The organism is Micromonospora sp. DT53 (assembly GCF_049841535.1).
GTDB lineage: Bacteria > Actinomycetota > Actinomycetes > Mycobacteriales > Micromonosporaceae > Micromonospora.
In genome coordinates, this window is record NZ_JBNCKM010000001.1 from 957,677 (window position 1) to 978,792 (window position 21,116).

A 21,116-nucleotide genomic window follows, 5' to 3' on the forward strand; every position below is an offset into this window, starting at 1 on the left:
CAGAACTCTGAGGTGGACGGTGGTTAGCGCTTGCCGAGGGCGAGCGCGGTGATGGGTGTGCCGGTGTGTCGGGACAGGGCGGCGGTGACGTCGTCGCGGGCGTCCTCGGGGGCGATGCCGGCCAGGTTGGCCAGGGCGGCGGTCAGGCCCAGGTGGTCGCGGACTGTGACGAAGCCGAGCAGTTCGCGCAGCTGGGGCGCCCACACGGTCTTGCCGGCGGCGAGGTCGGCGTTGAGGTCGATCGCCGCGGCCACGACCTGCTTGGGGACGCCGAGTTGGCGGGCGAGGTCCCAGTCGGTGGTGACGTGCAGGTGGACGGTGAACCGGGAGGCCAGGGCCTCGGTGAGCACCGCGCCGTGCACGCCCGGGTTGTGGCCGGCGACGATGTAGAACCCGTCGACGGCTTGCACGGCCTCGTTGCCGTTGGCGGGGATGGTGATGACACCGCGGCCGTCCATGGCCGGGTACAGCACGGCCAGGACGCGGGGCGGGATGAGGGTGGCGTCGTCGACCAGCAGCACCCGCCCGTTACGCATGGCCGTGACGAGGGGCCCGTGGACGAATTCGTAGCCGCCGCCGGGGATCGGGTTGTAGGAGCCGAGGAAGTCGTCGACGACGGTGTCGCCGGTGCCGGCGACGGTCAGCAGGTCGGGGAACGCGGCCTCGACCATGGCGGTCTTGCCGGTGCCGGGCGGCCCGTATAGCAGCACCGGTACTTGCTGGGTGCGGAGCCGTCGCAGTTCCTCGACGTCCCAGCCCTTGCCGAGCCGCCTCGGGTGGTACAGCGCCCCGTTCGGGCGCGGTACCGGCGCGGGCCGGGACTGACGGCCACCACCAGCACTGCCGCCGGAGCGGGTGCGGGGTTCGGCGGGTGGGAGGGTGCCGGCGGCGTCGATGCCGGGCTGGGTGATCTGGAAGCGGTGGTGCGGGTCGCGGTGGTGGGTGGCGTGCCCAGCGGCGGCCATCTTCTTCAATGCCTCGAACACCGCCCCGGACGACGGTGCGCCGATCGCCCGGGTGATCTCGCCGACCTTGAGGATGGTGTCGGGGTGGTCGGCCAGGTGCAGGGCGACGTTGCGGTAGAGGTAGCCGGACCGGCCGGAGGTGGCATCGGTGGTGGGCGTCTCGCCGGTGCCGGCTGGGGCCGGGTCGTTCTGCGGCGGACCGGCCGGCGGGACTGGCGTGTGTGGTGTGGTCATGTGGTTGCCTCGATTCCAAGGGTCGTGCCCGCGCACCCGTCTCCGGGTGCGCGGGCGGTAGGTACCGCACAGCGGAGACGGGTGGGGCCAACCCCTGCCGGCCTGGTCGGGCCGGGCAGGTGGGCGACCACACCCCGGTGGTGCTGAGGGGTTGCGGCGACGCGTCAGTTCGCCGCTGGTGGGTGCTGGTTGGTGTCGATGTCGGGCGGGCGGTGTCGGCGCCGACGATGCAACGCCCCACAGCTCAATCGATCAAGTCGAATTGATGCGCGGGTGCGGGATGGCGGGGCGCCCGCTGACCGAGGGTGCATGTGAGAGTCGGGACAGATGCCGGTGGCCCGGTCGTGGTCAATCGGCGCAGCCCCGTTCGCAGCCTTGTGGGTCGCACTGTTGTCCGTCAGCCATCCGGGCCAGGGCCCGCTGGTCGTCGCTGTCCAGGCCGTCGAGGAACGGCCAGTCGAACCCGTCGGCGAACGCCTTGACCTTGGGTGCCCCGTACATTGGATAGCTGGCGTCGTCCATCGCCGCCGCGATGTCGTCGCGGCCGAGGAGCCAGGCGAGTTCGCCGAGCTTGTCCACCGACCGGCTCGCCGAGTTGCCACGGTGGTCGATGATCTTCCCGACGGCGAATCGCAGGTAATCCCGGGTGTAGCCCTCGTGGTCGACCCGCTGGCTCCACTCACCCGGGTGGCGGGGCGTGAGGACCTGGCGGGCGTGGTCGAGATCGAGCGCCTCCACGAGCACCTCCTCCCGGAAGCCGAAGATGTCCCAGCGGTTGGCCCGGAGAGTCCAGACCCGGGTGACGATTTCCTCTTGGGTACGGATGGCCATTTGGGTTTCCTCCTGTTGGTCTTACCTGTCGTGAAGGCAGCGGCCGGGTGGCAGCGGCCGATGTTGGCTGGCTTCGGGTGACGCGGTGGGGCTTGGTCGGGGTCGCCCGGCCTATGCCTGATCGGGGTCGGGCAGGTCGCCGACGATCCGGTCGCAGGCGTAGGGGTCGACGGGCTCCCAGCACCAGTTGCGGCCCATCACCACGTACCGGCCGTCGCCGTCCGGGGCGATGCGTTCGATGGCATCCGGGTCGCCGGACATGGCACGCTGGTCGGCGACGATGACGTCGCCGTCGAAGGACAGGTCGGCCAGCGCGGCACCGATCCGGCTGTCCAGCTCGTCCTCCGGCACGCCCTCGTCCCGCAGGCTGTGGCGGTACTGGTCGCGGTGCCGCTGCTGGTCGGTGACGATCGCCTCGGCCACGGCACGGGTGCAGGAGAACACCGCCCACCCGTTCCAGTGGTCGATCAGGGTGCCGACGAACCCGACCATGAAACGGTCGTCGCCATCCGGGCCGGTGGTCAGCGCCCACTCGCCGGAGAACACGCCGACGTCGCCGACACGGACCTTCTCGGGGCGCAGGTGGGACACGTCGCGGCCGGTGGGGCTGGCCGCGAGGTGACAGAGGTCGGCGAGCCGGTCGGTGGCGGCGGTGTCGAAGGCGTCGCGGTAGACGGTCATCGCGTCGTCGCGCTGCTGGATGCGCAGCCCGAACCAGCCGCTGACGTCGCCGGTGGCGTCGGCGAACAGCTCCCATCCGGCGGTGTCGACCGCATCTCCGGCCAAGGTGAAGCGGGGCAGGGCGTCGAGGACGGCGGGATCCCTGTCCTTGATGCTGGCGAGGACCCGGCGGGCGGTCAGGCGGGTGTCGTCGCTGGCCCGGGCGCCGATGGTGTCCTGTGCCCGCGACCCGGCGGCGGTGTGGCCGGCCTCGGTGCCAGCGGCGCGCATCCGCTGCAGTGCGGTGGCCCATCTGGCGGCCTCGTCGACTGGCCCACCGGTGGGCGGCGGGGTGGTGGTGACCGGTTGGATGCGGTCGCCGGCGTCGAGGCACATGGACAGGGCCGAGCCGCTGTCCCAGGTGACCTCGACGATGTTCTGCTGCTGGTCGTGGCGGCGGACGGTGCCGGTGTCGCCGGGCCGCAACTGGGTGTGCGGGTCGCTGGTGTGGACCATGGCGACGCGCTGGCCGGGCTGGTAGGTCATGGTGCTCTCCGATCGGCGAGTGGATGGGACGCGGCTGGTGGCGGCGGTGGCATCGGGTCGAGCGTGCTCATCGGGTGCCGCGTGTCGCGTTACCCGTGGTGGGGGCGTGCGGTGGCCAGGGCTTGCGGGTGATGTGGGCGCCGAACATCGGGTCGGTGGCGACCGAGGAGCCGCAGCGGGTGCAGCTGGTGGCGGTGTCGTGGCCGTAGCCGGCCATGGACGGGACCTCGACGTGGTCGATCTCGTCGACCGCGCCGCAGACGGTGCAGACGGTCATCTCCGGGCCGCCGTCGGCGAGGGCGGGTGCGGTGACGAACAGGTCCTCGATCGGGTCGAGGTGGTGGACGCTGTGTCGCAGCCAGCGGCCGTGGACCGTCGCCTCGTACACCACCAGCAGCCGCTGGTCGGGGCGCAGCAGGTACATCCACTCGTCGAACCCGTCGAGGTCCTCTCGCAGCGAGCCTTGCCGGTTGGTGTTGTTCTCGGTCACAGTCGGGTAGCCGAGTCCCGCCACGGGTGGCTGTCGGTGCCATCGCCGGGGCTTGGGGTTGACGGCGAGGCTCCACCAGTTGCGGGCCAGCAGCGCGGCGGCCATGGCGTCGGTGTCGTGGCCGAACGTGTCGGTCCAGATCCGGCGCAGCAGCGGCACCAGGACCTCCGGGTCCTCGCCGAGCTGGATGGACCGGGCGGTGTACCTGCCGCGTAACGCAGCCACACCGATCAGTGCGGGTGTGCTCACGTGCATTTCCTCCTTAGAGGACGTGGGGGTGCGCGGCGTCCCGGGTGGGACGACCGCCGGACTTGGATGGCATGGGCCCGCCGGTACTGCTCGCGGCCGTCGTGGGTGACCGCAGTACTCGAACCGCGCGGTGTTCCTCCGAGCGGCCACCTGCGGTGAGAGAAGGCTGCGGCTCAGGCGGGCATGTCGGTGGAGGGAATTACCGTGCTCGTATGGCTGCACGGATGGACGACGCCGGCGACATCGCGGCTGCCCTGCGGGGGACCGCTCTTCAGGGCCACCCCGTGGGCGAAGGGCTCGGCCGGACCTTCTTGGTGGAGCAGGTCGATCCTGCTCGGCTACTCGATGCGTGGCATGCTGCTCATGCGGCCATGCCGGCTACCGGTCGGTGGCCCGTCTTCACGTTGCCGGGCGACCTCGACCACGAACCGGATGTTGATGAGCTCGCCGACCTGGACCGGGTGGCTCGGACGCTGGATCCGTGGTCGGTGTATCAGCGATACGGCCGCGAGGACGCCCAGGACCAGGGAAAGGTTGAACGCTATGTTCGGGCGTTTCTGGGTGACGACATGGTCGCCGCGGCTCTCGAGCAGCTGACGCTACCGACCACCTCGACGGCGCTGCAGAGGTGGACCTATGACACCCTCCTCGCCGATCCGGAGCTCGCCTTCCGAGCCTTCCGCGGGTCCGAATACCTTGTCGGCACGAGCAGATGGCACACCTGGCCCGAGGTGCAGCTGGTGCTGCTGCCCACGACGTCGCAGTGGCTGGCCCCCGCCTGGGTGCCCTACTTCGGAGCCACCCGTGACAACGGCATTCCAGCGTTGGCAGCGGCCATGTGGCAGTGGGATCAGCGGTGGGGCGCCGCCCTCATCGCCGCCTGGGGAACCATGCTGCAGCTCACCGCGCAACGCCGGCCGCAGCCCGGCCCGCAGGCGTGGGAGCTCGCCGGGCAACTGTTGGCCGTCGGTGGCAGCTTGCAATGCGAACAGTGGCAACTCGCGATCGCCCTTACCCGAGGCGACGCATGGTTCCTGCACGACCGCCCCTGATCGGTGCCCCATCACCGTCTGCCTGCTGGGAACCGGCGTTATTCCGGACGTGTGGTGTGCCTGCGCGTCTTGGACCTTGGCGGTGCAAGGTCCCCCGTGCAATCACAACGACCCTGCTGGTAGGACTACGCGTCGTGGTAGCTGTCTTCAGCGTCACCTAGCCCGTGCGGTGGCGGCGCTGCCGGACTCGGCACACAGCGACGGCGTCGCCTGGCCGAAACTGATGGCCGACGGTGTCCGGGGTTGAGAAAGATCGCGATCCCGACGCCGGAGAGTAAGCGTCGGCCGACATTGTCGGGCAGCAGCAGCCGGTGTCACTGGCCGGCCGGCCTCTGGTTCCTGCCGAGCTCTGGGCAAGCTACGCCCTTCATCGGCGAAACGGGATAGTGCTCCAGGGCGATGCGGTCCAGCCAGCGCACGGCGGGGGGCCGAACTGCAAGTGCGTAGCCTCTGGCTATGAGTCGACGGGGATGGTGCCTGGTCGTTATCGCCGCCGTTGTGCTGGCTCTGGTGTCGCTTGCCTCAAACGTGACGACTCAAAATCAGCTCGAAGGCAAGGCGGACACCTTGCTGGCTGGCCGGTTGACTCTGAGTCAGTTGGTCAACGCGGGGACGGTTTGGGCCGGGCTGGCAGTGCTATCCGGGTGGCTCGTCCGCCGCCCCGCGCCGGCCGTTGCCGCTGGAGTCATCGCCTTGCTCACCGCTTCCGTCGTGCACTACAGCGTGGGGATAGCCTTCGGCATGTTCGATCTGAACGTCTGGGCGGCCAACTTGCACTGGCTTTTGGCGGCGATGGTCGTAGGAGGACCGCTCGGCCTGGTGGGCGCGATCGCTCGCCGGTTGGATCCGTGGGGGGTTGCGGCCCGCCTTGTCGTCCCCGTCGGAGGCGTGCTCGAGCCGTTCGTTGTCGGCCGGTTCACCACCCCCGCGATCCTGCCTTGGCCGAACCGGGTGGCCGACATCGTCAGTGGACTGGCGCTGTTGACGGCCGGAGTGGTCGGCTGCTTTCGAGTCCTTGCCACTGGCAGGCGGCGGCCAGCAATGAATGAGCGGCGGGCTACTGCCGACCGCTGAGACGCCGTCCGTGTTGCACTGCCCCTAATGAGACGCCGAGCGGGCCTGCGCATCGGTATGGCGATACTGCTCGTCGCGACTGGAACCACGGTGGGCGGGCGGTGGATGACTGCACTTCGGCGGTGCCATTGATCCCGGTGGCATCGGGACGCTCCTGCGGCGGTCGACGAATGTTGCATAAGATGCATCACCGCTCGTTTGCGGCGAGCGGGGCGTTTTGTGCGGCCATGAAGGGCACCGGGTCGATCGCGCCGTTCGGGCTGGCATCGCCGTTGTGGTGCACCTCGTAGTGCAGGTGCGGGCCGGAGCTGTGGCCGGTGGAGCCGACGACGCCGATGGGCTGGCCGACGGCGACCGGCTGCCCGACCGTCACCATCGGGGGTTGGTCCATGTGGCAGTAGCGGGTGAGCAGGCCGGCGGCGTGGTCGATGTCGACGTACCAGCCGCACCCGCGCGTGAGGGCGGGGTCGCCGTCGCGGTGGCAGCCCCACTCGGCGCCGGTGTCGGCGTGGACGGCGTTGCAACGGACGGTGCGGACGGTCCCGGCGGACGCGGCGCGGATGATGGTGCCGCGCGGGGCGCTGAGGTCAACGCCGTCGTGACCGGGCCGGTCCGAGCTACGAAAGCCCGACCCGACAGGGGCGAGGACCGGCTGTGTCCACGGGCCGGTGGCCTCGCACCCGGCCAGGCCGTCGGTGGGTAGGCCCGTGGTGTCGGCGATCGCGGTGACCAGATGGGTGGCCGGTCCCTCCCATGTCGCGTAGGCGTCGGGGAAGGCGCTGACCTGAACGGCCTGGGCGGCCTCGGTGAGCGGCATCGCCTGCCAGCCGCGGATCGTTGCCAGCTCGTCAAAGAATTTCTCCGACGCGTAGACGGGGTCCTGAAGCTGGGCGGGGGTGCCCCACCCTTGGCTGGGGCGCTGCTGGAACAGCCCGACCGAGTCCCGGTCGCCGCCGGCTAGGTTCCGCAGGCTGCTCTCCTGCATGGCGGTGGCGACCGCGATCACCCAGCCGCGCGCTGGTAGCCCGAGGCGGGCGCCGGTGGTGACGATCGCGGCGGCGTTGCCGACCTGGTCGCTGTCCCAGTCACCGATCGCCGGCCACAGGATCGGCGGCCCGGGTGGCGACACCGTCTCGACTGACGTGGACCCGGAAGTGGTGACCATAGGGACACATTCGGCGGTGGCCGAGCCGCCGGCGAGGAGTCCGCCGAGCCCACCGGTGCAGAGGATGAACACGGCGACGAGCGCCACCGCGACTGACACCAGAGACCGGAGCTTCACGTCGGCCCCCAACGGGCGAGGGGATAGGTGAGGTAGGGAGCGCGGTAGGGCGTGGAGGGGCGCTGGACGAGGGGAGAGGCGTGGCCGGGCATGACGGGTCCTCCTGATTGCCGGCTAGCCGAGGCTGTGGACACCGACCGGATCGCCGTCGCCGGTGTGCACGGTGACGGTGTCGTCGGCCGGGCTGATCACGTAGATCCACGAGGCGTCGAGGTCGACCGCGCGGCTGAGCGGGAAGACGGTGGCGGGCTCCGGCTCGGTGTCGTCGAACGTCACACCGACACCGCCGACGGGGTGCTGGTGGGGCAACGACCGGGTGTCCGGGGTGACGTCGGATCCGAGGTAGTACCAGTCGTGGGCGAGGACCGCGTCGATGAGGGCTTGAGTGTCGCGGCGGGCGGTGGTGGCCCAGATGCCGCGCAGGTGCGCGACGAGCGCCAGGGGGTAGCCGTCGAAGTGGACGTAGCGGGCGTGGACGGTGCTCGGCTGGGCGGGATCGGTGGCGCTGACGTAGCAGATGGTTCCCACGGGTCGTGTCTCCTCGTCGTGGTGGGGTGTTCGGGTACGACGACGACCGCACGGCCGTGAATGGGCCACGCGGTCGAAGGTCGTGAGGTCTCTCGGTCCGGGCCGGGTGGTGTTGGTCGTTGCGTCTGGGCTGCGGCTACGCGGCGTAGGCGGCGGTCAGGGTCGCGCCGGGGACGCGGCGGGGCAGCCGCTGCGCGACCCGCGGCAGTAACTGCGTGGCAGCGGCGACGAGACCGTTGGCGAACCAGCCGACGAATCCGACGGAGTCGCGGGCCGGCCGTTGTGGTGTGGGTTCACGGGCGGGTGCCGGCTGTGGCGGTGGTGTGGCTCGCGCGGCGCGCATCGCCCGTTGTGCCTGCCTGGCGGCCGAACACGGCCCGCTCTGGTCGGCGCACTGCAGGTTGGCGCACCGGTTGCCGGGTCCGGGTTGGTGGGCGGTGAGGACATCCACGGCCAGCCGCCACAGCAGGGGGTCGGTGACGTCACGGGGGAGGAGGGCGCGGTGAGACGAGCGGGTTCGGCTGCGGTCAGACATGGCGGGTGACCTTCCGTCGGGGTTGTGGGCAGGGGTCACCGTCCGGTCGGCACCGGTCGTGTGTTGCCTGATGGACGACCCGGACAATGACCTGATTGATCGACGCTTATCTCTCGATGAAGGTCAAGTCGTCTGGGTTGGTGCCGTAGGGCACGTCGTGCGACGCGCGGGTGAGGTGGGGACCCGCGCTGCCGGCGTGGCGTCGGCGGCAGTCAGAAGGCCGTCGGCGTGATTCGGCCAGGTCTGCTGGTGGTCTGGACGAGACGCGCCAGTGCGGAGCGAGTGGCCGGTGCGTCGTCGTGGTCGTCGACGCGGACCACGGGGTGCGGTTCGCCTCGCAGCCTCGTGATCTGGTAGGTGCGGCGGTCGGCGTCGACCGCGTCAACGCGGCGGATCTCGTGCAGGTCGTCGGACTCGACGAGGACGTCCTCGTAGCAGACGGCCCAGGCCAGCAGGCGGAGTCCGGGGGTGGGATCGGCGAGGAGGTCCGTGATCAGGCCGATGTCGACGCAGGCCGCGAGGGTGGGCCGGGCGACCGGCTGGTTGATGTCGAGCGCGGTGGTGAGGTCCGGTAGGAGGTCGGCGAGTCCGGCGCGGTAGCGGCCCATGCGGGTTTCGTTGAGCGGTAGGTGCACGGCGCGCATCTGGCGTCTCAGGCCATTAGGTGCTGATGGGGAGGGCCGGTCCTGGACGAGCAGCAGGAGAGGCGGGCGGCCCCAGCCGATAAGGTCGGCGCTGGCCTCAATGTGCAGCAGGCACCCGGTCAGGGTGTGAACGGTGTTGAAGGACATCACGGGGATCGGGCTCCTTGACATACGCAGAAGCCCCGCAGGCCGGATCGGCCTGCGGGGCTTCTGGTGCGTGCGGGGACGTGGTGCGGTTGGCGCCGGGGGCGTGTTACCGCAGGTCGCGGTAGCGGATGACGGCTCCCGGCGGCGTGGCGTGGTCCGGGTCGTGGGCGCGGACGCCGCAACGCGTGCGTTTGGCCAGGTACATGGCCTGGTCGGCCGCGTGCAGGAGGTCGCCGGGCAGCATGTCCGGCTCGGCGAGCGCGTAGCCGACGCTGGCGGTGACGATCACCTGCTGCCCGGCGATCTCGTACGGGAGCTCCGAGATACGCCGGTGGGCGGCCTCGGCGGCAATCTCGACCTCGCCGTCGTCGCCGTGCACGACGAGGGCGAACTCGTCACCGGCGAGATGCGCCGCCAGAGCGACCGACGGCCCGAGGGTCCTCAGTCGGCGCCCGACCTCGCGCAGCAGGTCATTGCCGTGCTCATGGCCGTAGGTGTCGTTGACCTGCTTGAACCGGTCCAGGTCGATGAGGACGAGCCCGAGCGGTTCCCCGAGCGAGAACGTGGCCTCAAGGTGGGCCCACAGGGCCCGCCGGTTCGGCAGGTCGGTCGTGTCGTTGTGCGTGGCCAGCCGATGCCAGTAGGACCGGTCACGGTCGCGGGCAGCCAACGCCTGCCGCTGATGGTGAATGATGTGCCGCTGCCGGGCGAGCAGTGCCGCGGCGACGGCGAGACCGGCGAGGACTCCGCCGGCCGCCGTGAGGTACGAGCTCAGATGACACACTTGACGTCGCTCCTTCTGTACTAAGGAGCACCGGGGCGGGCGTGGATCCGCCAAGTTCGACGCCCGCCCCGGGCTACCAGCGGTAACGGATCTGCTAGGTGGTTGCCGGGGCGAGTTGGAAGGTCGCCGGCTTCTCGGCGACCTGAACGGCGACACCGTCGGTGACGAGCTTGTGCACGGCGTTGACGACCGCGCCCGCGCTGGCCTTGGCCGAGTCGGTGCCCTCGTTCGCCTGGTCGATGGCCTTGCACAGTTCGCTGGTCTTGAACGGCTGCCCGGGATGGGCTTCGAGCACGTCGAGGATGGCCCCGCGCAGGCTGCCCTTGGACCGGCGCGGCTTGCCGCCACCTGACGCGCTCGCAGCATCGGATGGGCTGCTGGGCGCCGCGGGTTCGTCGCTGCCCGCCGGATCCAGATTGGGCGCGGATTCTGCCTGACCGGACGCGTCGGCTGCGCCCGGATTCTCGGCGTCGGCCGGGGAAGCCTCGCCGGCCTCCGCCTGCCTGGTGGTCGGTGCGTCGGGGACGCGGTCCGGCTTGGCGGGCGGGTCCTGTAGGGCTGGCCGGCCCGCGTAGCCGTCGGGCGTTGGTCGGCGTTCGTCGTCCGGCTGGAGACTGGTCGACTCGTCGTCCGGTCTCGCCGCCATGGCGGTGTTCGCCTCCTCTGCCGGTCCGGGGGCGCCGTCCGGTCCGTGAGCCTCGTCGGCGTCGTCGTCCGTCACCGCGGAGGGCGGGTCACGCCTGGCGTCGGTCGTGGTCGCCTGCGGGTCGCCGCTGTCGGTGCTGGTCGTCGTGTTCGGCAGGTGCCGCCAGAGCGTGCGGCCGTCGTCGGCGCGCAACGATTCGGCCTGGCCTGCCTCTGCAAGGGTGCGAAGTCGTTTGGTGGCCGTCGAGTAGCCGACGCCGGCGCGCTGCGCGATCGCGGCGGCCGTGTCCTGGCCAAGTGCTGCCAGAGCGGCGGCGACCTTGTCGAGGGCGCTCGGCGCCGCAGTCTGATCGGTCGGGTTGTCCATGAGTCCTCCCTGTGGCTGCTGTTGCGTCTGCCTGGATGGGGGCGTGCACTGATCCACGCTTCGATGGCGCCTCGTGATCAAGTGCGGTGACGGATCTCGGGATGCCATCGAGCTCGGGGCCTGTCAGGCCCCGTGCTGGTGGGGCGGTGCGGCTATGGCTGGCCGAAGACGTGGTCGCAGCGGCTCGGGTCGACCGGTAACCACGGCAGGCCCCAGCCGATCCGGTACCGCCTGCCGGTGGGCTCGACGAGGTGGACGCCGCCGCCGAGGGACACCGGACGGGTGATGGTGAGGGTGTGTCCGTTGAAGCCGACGGTGCGCCAGTCATCGCCGACGTAGGTGGCCATCGCGTCGAACGTCTGGGTAAGGGCGGTCACGGCCTCGTGGTCGAGGGCGAGTTCGAAGCTGCCGTTCCACCAACCGGTCACCGTCGCGAGGTATCCCTCGTGGTAGCGGTGGAAGCCAGGGACCGGTTCGTAGCGCAGCCACCGGCCGGAGAAGACGGCGGTGCTGCCCTGACGCGGCGTGTAGTCAGGACTCGTCACTGCTGGCCCTCCTGTGGGTCGATATCGCCAGCGGTGGAGGAGGCGCCGGGGCGGCTCGTGGCCGTGACCGTGCGGGCGCTGGACCAAGCGGCACCTGAGGCCTGCGCCGACTGGGCGAGCGAGTCGGCCGCGTCCTGCAACCATGCGTGGACGTCGTCGACGGCGTCGATGACCTCGCTGCGCCTCTCGCTGTCATCGAGGCTGGTGAGGTGTGCCTGGCGGGCCTGGTCGAGGAGGTAGGACCCGATCTGTGCGTGCACCCGGGCGAGCAGCCGGGTGCTGCGGTGCAGGTGCCCGATCAGGGAGGAGACGTCGGAGGGTGCCGGCAGGGTGAGCAGCGCGCTGAACGGTCCGGTTGCTGTGTGCAGCCAGCGGGTGAGGTGCTCGGCGGCGGTGATGGCGCTGCCCAGTCGGGCGGGGTCGTAGGGACCGTCGACGGCGAACAGGCGGCTCATGTCGTCGAGCCAGGTGTTGGTCTGGCTGTCGACCGGTAGCGGGTCGGCGACGAGGTCCGGCTGGGAGTGTTGGCCGTCGGCTGCCGGGCAGATGGGGCTGTTGTCGGCCAGATGCCACCACGGGATGCCGCCGCGGTAGGCGTTGGTCCAGTGCGTGGCGGGTTGGTCTGCCACCGGCTCGTCGCAGACGGGGCAGATCGGAAGGTGAATCATGGAGGGTGTCCCTTCAGGCAGGGTGATGTCGGCGACCAGGGCTTGGTCGCCGACGGCTCGGTGCGGTGCGTGGGGGTTGGTGCCGGCGCTCGCCGGCTTACGCGCAAGAGGGAAAGGGCGGCCGTCTCGCTGGCCGGCAGCGCTGTCAGCGCCCCTGCCAGGGGCGGCTGGCACGCCGGGGCGAGATGCGGCGGCTCGCGGGTATCTGCCGACACCGTGAGCCGGTCGCCAGGATGGTGAGCAGGGCATCGCGTCGGCGCGTGCGGCGACCCGAAGCTGCGCGATGAGGTGCGCGTGGATGGCTAGCGGTTCGCGGCGCTGCGGCGCGGGGCGCGGACGCAGTCGGCGGCGAGGCGGGCGACCTCGCCGATCAGGACCATGACCCGGCCGCTCGGGCGTGTTTCCTTCTTGGCGGGCTCTGTCAGAGCGCGACCGCGAGCAGTCGCTGGTTGGGGTCGATGGCGGAGAGCAGCCGGTTGGCCTGTTCGAGGTAGGTCACCCGGTCGGCCATGGCGTCGCTGGCCGGGGCCAGCTTCGCCCCTTCGGCGGTGATCAGCGCGTCGCCCGCGAGGGCGGTGAGAGCGCTGTGGTGCTGGTAGGCCATGCAGCCGGCCTGGTACATCTCCAGTTCGCTGAGGCGGATCTGCCCGGCGCCGTAGGTGGCGGCGTTGTGCATCCGGATGGCGTTGACCCGGGGCTGATGGGTGAAGTCCGCGACGGCCGTGTCCCACGGGTATTGCTGCGGGTCGGCCAGGTGGCGGGCCTCGTAGACGTGCCACGGCGTGGCGTTGCGGGTGCCGTGCACGGCGCGGCTGAACAGTTGGTGGCGGATGCCCGCCCCGATACCGGCGGCGTGGCGCATGCCGGTCAGGTCGAGCAGTCGCGCTGGTCCGCCGGCGCAGTAGGCCGGGCGGCCCTTGCGCAGTCCGAACATCTGGCTGCGCTGCCACAGGTGCAGGGCGGGGCTGGCCCAGAAGCGGGGCGACAGCGTGCCCTGCACGCCGAAGTTGCGGTCGAGTTGGTGTGCGGTCAGGGATTCGCGGGGCAGGTCGCCCGGCACGCAGACGATCATGGTGTGGATCGTCGCCGTCGGTGTGACAGCCGGCGAGGTGGCCTTCCGGGTCGGGTTCTTGGGCATGAGTGGTCCTCCTTGGGGGTGGGCGCGTCAGGCGCGCGGAGATGACCGGCCCACTGGGGTGCGTGGGTCGGTTGCGGGAGAGGTGTGGGTGCGGGTTGGTGGGGTGCGACCTGGGGTCGCCGCGCGGCGCGGTGCCGACCGGCCCCGGGTGGGGCGGGTGGGCGGGGCGCACCGGTGGGTGCGGCGGTGGTTCCGAGGTGGGACCGGACCGGGGTGGAGATGTATGAGGGGGTGTTAGTGCCGTGAACGGTAGCGGCCTGTTCTGTCAGGCCGATCCGACGAGTTGATCCCCGAAAAGTGGGGCTGACCTGCGCTGTGAGTCATTCCGCTTCGTAGCGGAGTCGTCGTCGGCGGGATGCTGTGAGCCTTCACGGCGCTCACAGATGATCTTATTTGCTGACAGACGTCGGCGACGGTAGTCGGCTTGCCGGAGGTGCTCACTCAGGCAGGTGTCGGCGGGCTGGCCTGCGGTGTGAGTTCTACGGGTGGTCGAAGCGCCGTGGGTTGGTGACCGTGTCAGGGCCGTGGTCGCAGGGCAGCTCGTGCAGGTACCGCCGGTGGGTGGGGTCCGAGACGAGGGTCCACACCCGACCTGCCGGGTCGGGGCCGTGGACGGCGGTGGCGATCGGGCTGGCGGTGGGCAGTCCGGCGAGCGCCGCGAGGAGGCTGGCCTCGCGGCGCCGGCTGGGGACCCAGAACAGCACGGGGTAGCGGGGGCCGAAGGTGGTGAGGCGTTCGTAGCCGCGCAGCTTGGCGACGACCCGGGCGAGGTTCTCGGTGTCGTTGTCGTGCTCGAGGAAGAAGCCGGTCGAGGTGTCGCCGACGGTCCAGACGCCGTGCCCGTCGGGGCGGATGCCCGCTTGGGCGTAGACGGTGGTGGCGTGCTGCTCGGACCACCAGCGCGACAGCCGGGCGTCGGGTGTGTGGCGGGCGGTGGCGATGAGGTCGGTGAAGAACTGGTTGACGCCGAGCAGGTGGTTGACCTGGCCGCTGGCGGCGATCCGCTTGGCGCGTTCCAGGGAGCTGCGCGGTGCCTTGCCGCTGGTGCCGGTGGGGTCGTGGTAGACGGTTGGGTGTAGCTGCAGTCCGACGGGTCCGAGGGTGTAGAGCAGTGATCCGTACCGGCCGTGGGCGCCGCTGCGGCCGAATCGGTGCAGCACGTCGAGGCGGTGCAGGATCGTCAGCCGCCGTTGGGCGGTGCGCCGGGTGTCGAAGAGGGCGCTGGTGATTTGGTCGGTGGACAGCAGGTAGTGCTCGGCGAGCAGCCCGAGGAGGGCGTGGTCGCGGGGGACGATGCGACCGAAGACGGCGAGCGGATCGGGGTTGCGGGAGACGGGGGGAACGCGGGAGTACACGACGGATGCTCCTGGGCAGGATGAGGTCCCCTCCCGATCGGGAGGGGTGTCTGGAGCGAGGGAGGTCGGCGCGGAGGGCCTGTCACGGCGTGTGTGCGGCACTGACAGCCCAGGTCAGCACTGTGCTGCGGATGCCGGCGGTCACCGGTGACGATCCCGATGGTGAGCCGGTGCGCGACCCGGGTGACGCCACCGTCTGACAGAGGAAGTTAGCTCCGGTCGCTCTTTGGACGGGGTCGACGTTCGTCGGGTCTGCGGCTGAGCCGTTCGACGAGGGCGTCGATGGCGCTGGTGTCCTGGCTCGGTACCGCCGCGGCGGCGGCCTGGCGGATGGCGGTCGCCTCTCCGACGACCGGCTTCGGCGGCCGGGTCTTCATCGTGAACGCCGGGGTCTGGCGGCCGTTGACGACCAGCCGCGCGGCGGCGGTGTACGCGTCGAGGTGGGCGAGGTCGTGCTCGCCCAGCTCCGGCAGGGTGTGCCGGGACAGGACCTTCGCGTCTTCCGGCGCGACCGTGAAGTACACCTTGTTGCGGGCATTGGCCGACGCCGCGGCGAGCAGGTCGCGGGGGAACTGGGCCAGGTCCTGGTGGGCGAGCACGAGCGACAGCCGGTACTTGCGGGCCTCGGCGAGCATCGTGTCCAGGGAGTTGGCCAGGGTCAGGAAGTTCTGGGCCTCGTCGATGATCAGGGTCGCGTCGCGACGCCGGTCGGGTGCGACGCCAGCGCGAGCGGTCGTGGCCTGCCACACCTGCGCGAGGATCAGGGAGCCGAGCAGCCGACTGGTGTCCTCGCCGAGCACACCCTTGGGGATGCGGACGAGCAGCACGCCGCCGTCGAGGACGCGGCCCATGTCGAAGCTCGAGCGGGGGTAGCGCATGGTGCGTTTGACGAAGTCGCGCAGCAGGAACGCGCGCAGCCGGGCGAGGACCGGTCCGATGACCTGCGAGCGGAGGCTGTCGTTGAGGCTGTCGTACCACTGCCAGAAGCCACTGAGCCCGGCCGGGTCGTCCAGGTCCACCGTCATCGCCGAGCGGAACTGGGGGCTGTTGAGCAGCGGGGGGATGTGCTGCAGGGTGACGTTGTTGTGGCGCAGCAGGGTCAGGCACGCCACCCGCATGACGTCATCCATCCGCGGCCCCCACGCCTTCGCGAAAATGTTCCCGAAGATCGACACGAGGTTGTCGACGACCAGGTCGGGGTCGTCGCCTTCGAGGGGATTCAGCGTCGGCGGGTTCTCCTGGTCCGGGTCGAAGAGCACGACACGGTCGGCGACGCCTGCGGGGAGCCGGTCGAGGATGTCCAGGACGAGGTCGCCGTGCGGGTCGATGACGACGGTGCCGCGGCCGGCCTTGATGTCGTCGACGGCCATGTTGACCAGCAGGGTGGTCTTGCCGGAACCCGTGGAACCGATCACATGCATGTGATACCTCGCGTCCGCCACCGACAGCCCGACACTGTGGCCACCGATCTCGGCGTCGCCGAGCATCTTCACCCCACGCCCGCCGCCGGGAACGGCGACCGGTGCCGGCATGGACGCGGCCCGCGCCCGATCGAGGCCCGGCACGGCGAGGTCCTGCGGCAGGGCCGCGAGGGCGGCGAGTTCCGGGGCGGAGGTGAGGAATCCGGGGCCGAGCCGGCGCGCGGCGAGGACGGCCACCGGTGCGGGCATGCGGGCACGGTGGGTGAGCCGGTTGCGGCCGGTGTGGATGGCGAACGCCGAGGCGAGGGTGTCGGCGATGCCCCGCAGCCGGCCGGTCGGGTCGGCGCCGGGGCGCCGGCTGGTGGTGGCGACGGCGTACCGGATGCCGGTCTGCCACAGCGGGTGCGCCGTCTTGTCCAGGATCGCCCGGACGTCGCGCTCCACGGTGGGATCCCGACGGGACGCGGACGCCGCAGCGCGGCCGGTGCCGCCGCCGGGCAGGAACGCGTCCAGCAGCCACCGCACCGGCGCGGCCGGGTTGATCGCCGGGACCGCGGTGGTGCCGGCCCGTAGCCGCCCGGCCGCGCGGCGGGCCCGCGCCGCCCGTCGGGGCGTGGCCGGGCGGGCGAGGATCTGCACGCACGCGTACTCGCGGGGTTTGAGCTGCGCGCCAGCGGCCATCAGCGGGCGCAGCGGGTCGGTGTCGTGGTCGGTGACCAGCGGAAGCCACTCCGCGTACACGGGCAAAAGTTGCCCACCGGCCGCGGGATGCGCGTCCAGGGGGATCGGCGGTGCCGGGTTGTCGTCGGTGGTGGTGGCCGAGCTGGGCCACGCCGCCCGCACCGCGGCCTCGACCGCCCCCGGGGGGACGGTGCCGGGTACCCAGATTGAGATGAGTAGTTGTCGGCCGGACCACGTGTACTGCCACACGACGTGCGGGGCGCCGTGGAGCAGGCGCCGCCGCCGTGAGGGGGTCAGCACGCCGGCCAGGTTCGCCCACAGCGCGCCAGCGCTGTGTGGGTCGACTTCCGGCGGTGGCGCGATCGTCACGAGGCGCGCGCCGCGGGCGTGGTGGCGGTGCCGCCAGATCTCGACGAGGTTGCGGGCCGCGATCCACACGATCAGCCCGCCGGCGGCGACCGCCGCCAGCCACGGCCGCTGTGTGGCCCACACGGCGGCGTCGATCAGCGCGGCCGCAGCTCCGGTAGGGGGCGGGATGGGACCGGCGCCCGGCCCGCTGGTGGGGCTGGGCGCCGGTGACACGAGCGCTGAGCTGAGGGCTTCGGTTGGTGGTGTCACAGGTCGCCCTCCTCGTTGAGGTCGGCCAGTTCGGCCGGATCGGTGGTGCATAGGGCGTGTTCCGCGTCGGAGGCGATCGACTCGAAGCTGGTCCTGCTGGCCCCGGAGATCAGCAGCCCTTGGCCGCGGCGGGTCGAGAGCAGTAGTCGCCGTTCACCGTTGGTGAGCCCGAACGCCTCGCCGACGGCGTCGATGGCTTGCGGCGCCTGCCGCAGCAGCACCTGGGTGGAGGCGTTGGACACCACCGCCTGGCCGAGGTCGGTGCTCAGCACGTCGGCGGCGTCCTGGGTGATGACGGTCAGTCCGGCGTTGCGCTTGCGTGCCGCCTTTGACATGCGGAACAGGAAGCGGGCGCCTTCGCCGTCGCGCATCAGCAGCCACGCCTCGTCGACCACCACGAGCCGCCGCGGCGACGGGCGTTGTGGGGCGTCGACGGTGCGCCAGATCGAGTCCAGTGCGAGCAGGGTGCCGACGGTGCGCAGTTCGTCGGGCAGGTGCCGCAGCGACCACACGACCAGGTGTCCGACCGGGGTCTGGGTGGTGGGTGCGTCGAACAGGTCGGCGAAGCTGCCCTGCACCCACGGTGCGAGCCGGGCGGCCAGCGTCGCGGCGGCCGGGTCGTCGTCGGCGCGTAGCGTGGCGGCCAGGTCGCGCAGCAGCGGCGCGGGCCGGTGGTGCGTGGCCGGGTCGGCGGTGATCCCGGCGGTCCGGTAGACGGCGAGGATGGCCCGGTCCAGTGCGGCGCGCTCCGCCGGCGGCGGCTGGTGGCCGAGTAGCACGCTGATGAGCGTGTGCAGGAACAGAGCGCGGCGGGTCAGCGTGTCGGGTCGCCGGTCGCCGGCGGGCAGGTCCAGGGGGTTGATCTTCACGCCGGGCAGGCCCAACCGGACGATGCTGCCGCCGACCGCGTCGGCCAGTCGCAGGTACTCGTCCTCGGGGTCCACCACCGCGACCTGCACTCCCTGGTAGAGGTTGCGCAGGATCTCCAGCTTCACGAAGTACGACTTTCCAGCCCCGGAGCGGGCCAGGACGATCGAGTTGTGGTTCTCCTGCGTCCAACGATCCCACCAAACGACGCCGGCGCTGGCCGGATTGATCCCGTAGAGGACACCGCCGGTGGCCGGCGGGTCGCCGGGCAGCGGTGCGGGCAGGTCCGGGCTCGACAGCGGAAACGCGGCGGCGAGTGCCTGGGTGTCCATGGTGCGCTGCATCCGCAGCCCATCGCAGGCGAGGGGCAGGGTGGTGGTCCAGCCGGGAAGCTGTCGCCACGTCGCGGGCTGCACCTCCAGAAGGGTGGACGCGGCGGCGGCCCGGACCTGCGCGCACGCCTGCAGGAGTTCGTCTTCGGTGCGGGCGTGCACGCTCAGGTACAGGCCGACGCGGAACAGCTTCGCCGCGCCTCGGGCCAGCCGCTCGGCCAGGTCACCGGCGTCGTGGGCGGCGGCATCGACGTAGGGGTCGGCGAGCTTCCCGCGCTCGGAGTCGGCCCGCCGGGAGGACTCCAGCCGTGCTCGCTGTGTGCGCAGCCGGGACGCGGCGATCGGGGCCGGCAGCGGCTCGATGTGCAACGCGAGGTCGAGCCGGCCCGGCCAGGACTGCAGCGGCTCCAGCCACGCCGGGCCGACCTCCGCCGGGTATCCGGTCACGACGAGGGTCGCGGCGAAGCCGTCGCCCACGCGCAGCCACCGGGGCGTGACCTCGACGGCGGCCGGCGCGACCGCCGACGCCAGCGAGCCCGCCCGCGGCGGTGCGCCGTCGTCGCCGGACCGTCTCTTCCTCATCATCGTTGGCTCCTTGTCCTGCGGGAGGGGGCAGCGGCGGTGATGACGGCGTCGGGCGCGGCCAGGCGGCCCGGCTGCGGCGGCCGGTACGGGTCGGCGGCGCTGGCCAGGGCGGCGGTGACCGCCGAGCCGTCCAGCACCCGCGGGCTGACGCCGAGGCCGGCCAACGCCCGCACCGTGTCATCGGCTCGCCGCCGCGCGGCATGCGCGCGCTCGCCGGCAGCCGCGCGGGTGACGACCAGGACCTGCCGACGCAGCGGGTCCCGGCGGGCGGCGAGGTCGCCGAGGAACTCCGCGTGATCGGCGCACGCCGCGCGCAGCCGCGGATGCGGCTGGGCGCCCGCGGCGGCGGCGAGAGCCCGGCTGTGGGAGGCCAGGTCAACCGGTTGCGCGGACACGACGATCTGCGTCGGCGTCGACAGGCTGTTGAGCCACCGCCCCCACCCCTCGATCAGGGCCGCCTGTTCGCCGGGTGTGCGCAGCGCGAGGTTCACCGTGGTGGTGCCGACGATCGCCGCCCGCGCGTCACCGAGGCTGATTGCCCCGTCGTCGTCGATGGCGTCGGCGGGCAGCCGCAACGGCGCTGGCAGCGGCACCCGGCCGCTGGTGGGGGTCTCGACCCAATCCGGCGTCCCGGTGTCCGCCGCGACGGTGGCGGTGGACAGTGACCGGGGTGTGCGCGTGTAGCGGATCGCGTGCAGCAGCCACACATCCATGGACAGGCCGTCGCGGCGGCCCAGCGCCAGGCCGATGACCAGCCCGCCGAGCACCACACCAGCACCGATGAACACCGGCGCCGGCACAACATCGTGCAGCGTGCGCCACGCGGTGTAGAACAGCAGCGCGCCGGCGGCGACGACCGCCAGCTGGTGGAACGTCAGGCCGTAGGCGACCTTGTCGGGGGCGTCGACGTCGGCGGGCATCCGCGCCCTCATCGGCGCTTCGGGATCAGGTCGGGTCATCTGATGGTCCTCCGAAGGGTGTTCAGGCCGGGGACGGTGCGGGCGAGCTGCTGCACCACGACGACGCGGACCACCGCGCCGAGCATGGTGCTCGTGCTACGTCCGGTCTGGCCCGCCCACCGGGCCAACAGTGTGGGGATCTTGACGGTGGTCCAGAGCAGCACCACCACGACCAGGAGATTAAGCGTGCCGCCCGGGTCGACGGGCAGGCCGAACACCGGCAGCATGGTCGCCGGGTCGAGCAGTGTCTGCTGCCCCGCGGTGAGGAAGAACGCCTGCGCCACCGGTATCGCCAGGCATCCGGCGTAGGCGCGCCACCACAGCCGGGCGAGACCGTCGGTCTGCGGCAGCGCGTGGCAGGCCAGCGCCAGCGGCGCGATGCTCGTCATCACCAGCAGCGCCACGAACCGGCCGATCAGCTGAAACGCCGCCGTCACGACCAAGACGGTGATGAGGAGAATCAGGACCAGGAACAACAGCGGGACGGTGCGGTCCTGTGCCGCAGCGAGGTGGGTGCGGATCGCCGTGAACGCGCCGTCGCCGTCGTAGCCGCCCTCGCTGATCGCCGCGGTCAGGGCGTTGGCGAGATCGACGAGCTGGTCGCAGGCCAACTGGGAGAAGTGCGCGGCGGTGAACCCGACGACCAGCCGCGGGAGGAGGTCCTTGACCGTGTAGCGGGATTGTTCGTCGCCGCCGGCGACCATGACGAGCACGCCAGCGGCGACGAACGCCAACACGAAGACGGTATCCACGATCCAGACCGACCGGCCGGTGAGCGCCTGCACCTGCGGCAGCACGGTGACCTTCGGTGTGGTGAGCAGGATGCTGGTGATGAGGTCGAAGATCGCGCTGAGGCAGGCCAGAATCGCTGCAGTGAGCCAATCAAGAACATGGTCGAGAACCCATCCCATGAC

At 71.4% G+C, this 21,116-nt stretch carries 20 protein-coding genes; 2 read left to right on the forward strand and 18 right to left on the reverse strand.

The features are described 5' to 3' along the window. Positions 1-23 precede the first annotated feature (23 nt). From ACLQ3B_RS04470 to ACLQ3B_RS04485, 4 genes are all read right to left on the reverse strand, one after another. Entirely contained in the window at positions 24-1,199 is a 1,176-nt protein-coding gene (locus ACLQ3B_RS04470; RefSeq protein ID WP_425777547.1) for an AAA family ATPase, read from the reverse strand. A 348-nt stretch (positions 1,200-1,547) separates the two neighbouring features. After that, on the reverse strand, positions 1,548-2,030 hold the full coding sequence (locus ACLQ3B_RS04475; protein WP_425777549.1) for a hypothetical protein: 483 nt from the start codon (positions 2,028-2,030) through the stop codon (positions 1,548-1,550). Positions 2,031-2,141: 111 nt separating this feature from the next. Continuing rightward, on the reverse strand, positions 2,142-3,236 hold the full coding sequence (locus ACLQ3B_RS04480; RefSeq protein WP_425777551.1) for a DUF4314 domain-containing protein: 1,095 nt from the start codon (positions 3,234-3,236) through the stop codon (positions 2,142-2,144). A gap of 67 nt (positions 3,237-3,303) precedes the next feature. After that, a complete protein-coding gene (locus ACLQ3B_RS04485) occupies positions 3,304-3,975 on the reverse strand; it encodes a hypothetical protein (protein WP_425777553.1) in 672 nt (223 codons plus the stop codon). A gap of 212 nt (positions 3,976-4,187) precedes the next feature. On the opposite strand from ACLQ3B_RS04485, the gene ACLQ3B_RS04490 reads away from it, so the two are divergent. Both ACLQ3B_RS04490 and ACLQ3B_RS04495 read left to right on the forward strand, forming a co-directional pair. After that, the gene (locus tag ACLQ3B_RS04490) at positions 4,188-5,027 is read left to right on the forward strand and encodes a DUF4253 domain-containing protein (RefSeq protein WP_425777555.1); all 840 of its coding nucleotides are present in this window, start codon (positions 4,188-4,190) and stop codon (positions 5,025-5,027) included. Between the two features lie 456 nt (positions 5,028-5,483). Further along, the gene (locus ACLQ3B_RS04495; RefSeq protein WP_425777557.1) at positions 5,484-6,101 is read left to right on the forward strand and encodes a hypothetical protein; all 618 of its coding nucleotides are present in this window, start codon (positions 5,484-5,486) and stop codon (positions 6,099-6,101) included. Positions 6,102-6,288: 187 nt separating this feature from the next. Here the strand turns inward: ACLQ3B_RS04495 and ACLQ3B_RS04500 are convergent, their stop codons facing one another. From ACLQ3B_RS04500 to ACLQ3B_RS04565, 14 genes are all read right to left on the reverse strand, one after another. Further along, positions 6,289-7,383, reverse strand: a complete 1,095-nt coding sequence (locus ACLQ3B_RS04500) for a M23 family metallopeptidase (RefSeq protein ID WP_425777559.1) — start codon at positions 7,381-7,383, stop codon at positions 6,289-6,291. A 114-nt stretch (positions 7,384-7,497) separates the two neighbouring features. Further along, positions 7,498-7,911 (reverse strand): hypothetical protein, encoded by a 414-nt coding sequence (locus ACLQ3B_RS04505; protein WP_425777560.1) that lies wholly within the window; start codon positions 7,909-7,911, stop codon positions 7,498-7,500. A 136-nt stretch (positions 7,912-8,047) separates the two neighbouring features. Then, the gene (locus ACLQ3B_RS04510; RefSeq protein ID WP_425777562.1) at positions 8,048-8,446 is read right to left on the reverse strand and encodes a hypothetical protein; all 399 of its coding nucleotides are present in this window, start codon (positions 8,444-8,446) and stop codon (positions 8,048-8,050) included. Positions 8,447-8,658: 212 nt separating this feature from the next. Next, positions 8,659-9,237 (reverse strand): hypothetical protein, encoded by a 579-nt coding sequence (locus tag ACLQ3B_RS04515; protein WP_425777564.1) that lies wholly within the window; start codon positions 9,235-9,237, stop codon positions 8,659-8,661. Between the two features lie 106 nt (positions 9,238-9,343). Further along, a complete protein-coding gene (locus ACLQ3B_RS04520) occupies positions 9,344-10,021 on the reverse strand; it encodes a GGDEF domain-containing protein (protein ID WP_425777566.1) in 678 nt (225 codons plus the stop codon). Positions 10,022-10,115: 94 nt separating this feature from the next. Then, on the reverse strand, positions 10,116-11,033 hold the full coding sequence (locus ACLQ3B_RS04525) for a MarR family transcriptional regulator (RefSeq protein ID WP_425777568.1): 918 nt from the start codon (positions 11,031-11,033) through the stop codon (positions 10,116-10,118). Positions 11,034-11,185: 152 nt separating this feature from the next. Next, positions 11,186-11,578, reverse strand: coding sequence for a hypothetical protein (locus ACLQ3B_RS04530; protein ID WP_425777570.1), 393 nt, complete (start codon positions 11,576-11,578; stop codon positions 11,186-11,188). Further along, positions 11,575-12,246, reverse strand: a complete 672-nt coding sequence (locus ACLQ3B_RS04535; RefSeq protein WP_425777571.1) for a hypothetical protein — start codon at positions 12,244-12,246, stop codon at positions 11,575-11,577. The genes ACLQ3B_RS04530 and ACLQ3B_RS04535 overlap by 4 nt, the downstream gene beginning before the upstream one ends. A 421-nt stretch (positions 12,247-12,667) precedes the next feature. Continuing rightward, a complete protein-coding gene (locus tag ACLQ3B_RS04540; RefSeq protein ID WP_425777573.1) occupies positions 12,668-13,384 on the reverse strand; it encodes a hypothetical protein in 717 nt (238 codons plus the stop codon). Between the two features lie 479 nt (positions 13,385-13,863). After that, entirely contained in the window at positions 13,864-14,739 is an 876-nt protein-coding gene (locus ACLQ3B_RS04545) for a replication-relaxation family protein (RefSeq protein ID WP_425777575.1), read from the reverse strand. A 209-nt stretch (positions 14,740-14,948) separates the two neighbouring features. After that, entirely contained in the window at positions 14,949-17,378 is a 2,430-nt protein-coding gene (locus ACLQ3B_RS04550) for a helicase HerA domain-containing protein (protein WP_425778053.1), read from the reverse strand. Between the two features lie 77 nt (positions 17,379-17,455). After that, on the reverse strand, positions 17,456-19,243 hold the full coding sequence (locus ACLQ3B_RS04555) for a VirB4 family type IV secretion system protein (protein ID WP_425777577.1): 1,788 nt from the start codon (positions 19,241-19,243) through the stop codon (positions 17,456-17,458). Beyond that, positions 19,240-20,202 carry a PrgI family protein gene (locus ACLQ3B_RS04560; RefSeq protein WP_425777579.1) on the reverse strand — a complete coding sequence of 321 codons (963 nt, stop codon included), beginning with the start codon at positions 20,200-20,202 and terminating at the stop codon, positions 19,240-19,242. The genes ACLQ3B_RS04555 and ACLQ3B_RS04560 overlap by 4 nt, the downstream gene beginning before the upstream one ends. Beyond that, a complete protein-coding gene (locus ACLQ3B_RS04565; protein ID WP_425777580.1) occupies positions 20,199-21,113 on the reverse strand; it encodes a conjugal transfer protein TrbL family protein in 915 nt (304 codons plus the stop codon). Before ACLQ3B_RS04565 ends, ACLQ3B_RS04560 begins: the two co-directional genes overlap by 4 nt. Positions 21,114-21,116 lie beyond the last annotated feature (3 nt).